The 4549-nt window shown below is 35.6% G+C and carries 6 protein-coding genes; 3 read left to right on the top strand and 3 right to left on the bottom strand.

Annotation, left to right across the window (positions count from 1 at the left end; translation table 11 throughout):
• The 3 genes from ACY65O_RS04645 to dnaN all read right to left on the bottom strand — a co-directional run.
• A partial coding sequence (locus tag ACY65O_RS04645) for a GxxExxY protein (protein ID WP_462219680.1) occupies positions 1-230 on the bottom strand: 230 nt, incomplete at its 3' end.
• A gap of 56 nt (positions 231-286) precedes the next feature.
• Positions 287-1297 (bottom strand): fumarylacetoacetate hydrolase family protein, encoded by a 1011-nt coding sequence (locus tag ACY65O_RS04640; protein ID WP_462219679.1) that lies wholly within the window; start codon positions 1295-1297, stop codon positions 287-289.
• 112 nt (positions 1298-1409) lie between these two features.
• Complete coding sequence (dnaN, locus tag ACY65O_RS04635; protein ID WP_462219678.1) at positions 1410-2525, bottom strand: DNA polymerase III subunit beta; 1116 nt, start codon at positions 2523-2525, stop codon at positions 1410-1412.
• Between the two features lie 354 nt (positions 2526-2879).
• Here dnaN and ACY65O_RS04630 point away from each other — a divergent pair, with 354 nt between their 5' ends.
• From ACY65O_RS04630 to ACY65O_RS04620, 3 genes are all read left to right on the top strand, one after another.
• The gene (locus ACY65O_RS04630; protein ID WP_462219677.1) at positions 2880-3371 is read left to right on the top strand and encodes a hypothetical protein; all 492 of its coding nucleotides are present in this window, start codon (positions 2880-2882) and stop codon (positions 3369-3371) included.
• Between the two features lie 93 nt (positions 3372-3464).
• Positions 3465-4073, top strand: a complete 609-nt coding sequence (locus tag ACY65O_RS04625; protein WP_462219676.1) for a hypothetical protein — start codon at positions 3465-3467, stop codon at positions 4071-4073.
• 87 nt (positions 4074-4160) lie between these two features.
• A partial coding sequence (locus ACY65O_RS04620) for a hypothetical protein (protein ID WP_462219675.1) occupies positions 4161-4549 on the top strand: 389 nt, incomplete at its 3' end.

Here is a 4549-nt window from a genome sequence, read left to right as displayed (position 1 = left end):
ATTTCATAATATTTTCCAGTATCATACCCTTTGTAAAATAGAGGCAAGGCGATTTTAGCTATCGCTCTAATGTTTCTTATTTCAAATTCTTTTAGTAGGGCAAATACATAAACAGATTCTAATAACCCAGGCCCTAACTCTCTATGAACTACAATGCAGGAATCTAAAATAATGGCCCTAATTCCTTGTACCTTTCTTGAGTCATATTTTTTTATTATATTTTGCCGCACAGGCGTAGAGTCCTAGCGAAAAACAAAAAACCCTCTGCGTCTCTCCGCCTCTGCGGTTAACCTTTCTTCAAACTTAAAATACTAAAATTGCTTTCGTCCTTCACAATTGTATTACTTAATTTACCTAATCCATCTATTTCCATTTCAACCACATCTCCTTCTTGTAACCATTGTTCTTGATAATTTACATCATTTAGTTTGCCTGTTCCATTTAATTCTAAAAAGCAACCAGTACCTACTGTACCACTTCCAATAACATCACCAGCAAATAAGTTTACACCATAGCTTGCCCTTTCAATAATTTCGGCAAATGTCCAATCCATATCTGCAACATTGCCTTGGCTAACTTGTACGCCATTTACCCAACATTTCATATTTAAATTCCATGCTTTACCTGTATGGTTTGGTTTGCAGGGTACTTCAAACTTTTGCAACTCATCTAATGTTACCAACATTGGGCCAATTACAGTACTAAAATCTTTTCCTTTTGCTGGGCCAAGGTTTAATAGCATTTCTTCCATTTGCAATGTTCTGGCACTCATGTCATTCATTATCATTAAGCCACCAATATATTCATCAGCTTCGGCAGCTTTTAAATTTCTGCCTCCTTTGCAAATTACAATGGCAGCCTCTAATTCAAAATCTAATTTTTTAAAATGATCTGGCATACAAACAATATTACCAGGCCCTTGTATACTATTGTGATTGGTAAAATAAAAAATCGGGTATTGGTCAAACTCTGCAATCATATCTACTTTACGATTACGCCTAGCCGCAGCCACATGTTGCCTAAATGCATATCCATCTCTACAACTAGTAGGAAATGGCACTGGAGCCATTATTTCAGCTTCATTGTAATTAAATGTTGCAGCTCTTTTGCCCATAGTACCTTCCTTTATTTGTTTTTCGGCAGACATAGCTATGGGCATATACTCATCCCAAAAATTTAAAAACATAGCCATAGTATTAGGCAATTCATTATTCACCGTATCGATATCGTATAAAACACCGTTTACTAAAAATGCTAATTGTGGGTGATTATCTTTTAGGTAGGTAACTAATTTCATATATTTATTTCGTTAAATTATTTCTATCAAAGGTAGCATTGTGCAAATTGATACAATAAAAAACCTCCGCAAAAATGTAGAGGTTTTTGATCAATCTTTATATACAGTTGGGTTAGTTATTTAACATTAACGGCATTACCAACATTAGTAATTCTTCATTTTCATCTTGCTCTGTTGGTTTTATAATTCCTGCTTTTGTAGGGGTGCTAAGTTCCATATTTATTTCGGCAGTATCGGCACCGCTAAGCATTTCAATTAAAAACTTTGCATTAAAAGCAATTTGCAAATCTTCGCCATCGTATTGGCATTTCATACGTTCGTTTCCTTCAAAACTAAAATCAACATCTTGTGCTGCTAATTGTAATTCGCTGCCTGTAATGCTTAATGCCACTTGGTTGGTGCTTTTATTGCTAAACACACTTACACGGCGTAATGCATTTTGAAAATCGTTTTTATTTACCGTCATTTTATACGGATTATCCACTGGTATTACCACTTTATAATCTGGGAATCTGGCATCAATTAATCGGCAAACCAATTCGGTACCGCCATGTTTTACAAATAAATGATTACTGTTATAGCTAATATTTAATTCATCTTCATTATCGGGTAAGCTACTTTTTAAAAGGCTTAATGGTTTTTTAGGTACAATAAAGCTATCTTTTTGTGGGCAGCTTACATCCGTTCTTGTATAACGTACCAAACGGTGAGCATCTGTTGCTACAAACGTAATTCCTTTTTTATCTAGCTCAAAAAATACACCTGTCATTGCTGGGCGTAAATCATCGTTGCTTACCGCAAAAATAGCTTTGTTTATAGCTGTAACCAATGCGGTACTCGTCATAGTAAAAGCATTAGAATCATCGGCTGTAGGTTCTTTAGGAAAATTATCGGGGTTTTCGCCCATTACTTTATACTTACCATTATCGCTAGTAAGTTCTACACCAAAGTTTTTATCTATGGTAAATGTTAACGGCTGCTCAGGAATATTTTTTAATGAGTCCATTAAAATTTTTGCAGGTATGCACACTTTGCCGCTGTCTTTAGCTTCAATATCCAAATGCACTTTCATTACCGTTTCTAAATCGGTGGCCACTACAGTAAGCTTGTTCTTTTCAATTTCAAACAAAAAATCTTCCAGTATGGGTAACACGGTGTTGGCATTAATAACACCACTAATTTGTTGCAGTTGTTTCAGCAAAGCCGAAGAAGAAACGATGAACTTCATAAAATGTATAAATTATATCTCCAAAGATAAAAGATTGGCACTAATGAAGCCAAGATAATATTAACAATTTAGTATTTAACCCTTTGGGGGATTTTTGGGATAAAAAGCGCCTGGCTCAAAAGGCGGTGGCAATTTATTTTGATACTACAGCTTCTAATTTTGCGTTATACTGTACGAATAAAGTAAATATTGAAAAATTAACAGTTAAAAACCGAATATATAAGAAGGGTAAAACAAAAAACTGTAAACATCTTTGAGGAGCAATTACCTTATCAACCCCAAAAAAATTAATTCTTCCCCATAAAACCGGTCAAGCCCAAAACCGAAACAGCGGGCAAACCCAAAATCTAAAAAATGAAAAGACAAATTTTTATTGCAGCAGCTTTTATTGCTGCCACCAGTGTATCAGCACAGGTTACCACTAACGAGGCTTTAAAAACCAAAACAAAAAGTAATCAAACCAATGAAAATGGCACGGCTGTAATAAAATTACAGGTACCGGCCAACAGCAAACAGTTTACTGCCAGTGAAATAAAAAATACCATTACCTTTAGATGGACACCAGTAGTACCTAAACCAAAAGAAGGAGTAACCTACAGGCTTAAGGTTTGGCAACTGATGCAGGGGCAAAATAGCACACAGGCCATGAGGACTAATAAGCCAATTGTAACAAAAGATGTAATGGATGTTACACAAGCTGCCGTAAGTGGTATTTGCACCGGCCCATGCAAACCTCCTTATTTGTGCGATTTTATATGGACCGTAGAAGCCATTGCTGCTGATGGAAAACCGATAACCGAAAATGTAACGCAGGAAGCATCTTCTTTCAGCATAGAAAAATCTTAATTTTTTTTTGATTAAAACCAAATAAAAAGCAAACAAAAGTTTGCTTGTAACCTGCCAGGAATAACATAATCAATTACAATAAAACCTAAACAAATGAAAAAACAAATTTTTATTGCAGCTGCTTTTATTGCGGCTACCAGTTTTACCAACCAACTGATTGCACAAGACGGCGCCGCAGCAAAAACCGCAGGCTACGACTTAAAAAAGAACGTAAAGTGCCGCATCAGCAGCACGCCAACAGGTTGTGATATTTCTTTTACTAACGAAGTTAAAAGTCCAAGAGATGCCGCAAGCGGACAGGCAACAGGAAAAAGGCAGCACAAACCTTTTAGGTTTTCTGTAAGCTCAACGGATAATACAGTAACTGAAATAACAAGCCCACGTGATGCAGCAAGCGGACAGGCAACTGGCAAAAGAACTGCAGAAGCTTCGTCAATTAATTTTAGCAAAGTTACTTATCAATGGATACAGCCATCATGGGATAAAAAAGAAGCGATAAAAAAAATACCTGTTGAAGATGGCGAATTTACTGTGCCAACCGATAGCCCCGATGGTGATTACGAAATGATAGTTTCGTGGAGCTGGGGAGCAACAAACCAGTCAAGCGGAAAATCTTACAGTACATGCCATTTTATGTTATCTATCCAAGATGGTGTTTGCCATGCTATTAATACCAAAGGCACCGGCGCTACTAACAAATAATTATTACAACAGGAAGTAAATTTTTACTTCCTGTTTTTTTATACCAATAAAATCAATTCTCTCTTTTTATTTCCCTCTTAAACCAGCATGAAAAAAAATACCCCAAAAATATTTTTTAGCATACAGCATTTACTGCTTTTTATTTTTTTATGTACAGCAGGTAATGCATTGGCGCAAAGAGATAAAATATTTAAAAAAGACAGCACTACAATAAGATGCAAAGTATTAAATGCAAAAGGCAAAACATATACGTATGCTTTTATTGGTAAAAATAATACCGTTACAAAAGCAAAGGTTGTAAAAACATTAGTTGATTCTGTACAATACAATAAATACGACAGCAATTTAATAACGCACAAACTTTTTGATGAAGAATTGCGGAATGTTGCCGAAGAAGAAGCGCCACCCAAAGCCTGGGTGTTTATATTTGGTATTGGTTTAAATGTGGGCAATATTTTAGAATTTAATTCCTCATC

Origin of the sequence: Ferruginibacter sp. (assembly GCF_031430955.1) — a bacterium.
In the GTDB taxonomy this organism is placed as follows: Bacteria; Bacteroidota; Bacteroidia; order Chitinophagales; family Chitinophagaceae; genus Ferruginibacter.
The sequence above is the reverse complement of the archived record's forward strand: the minus strand, read 5'-3'. Positions and strand labels throughout refer to the sequence as shown.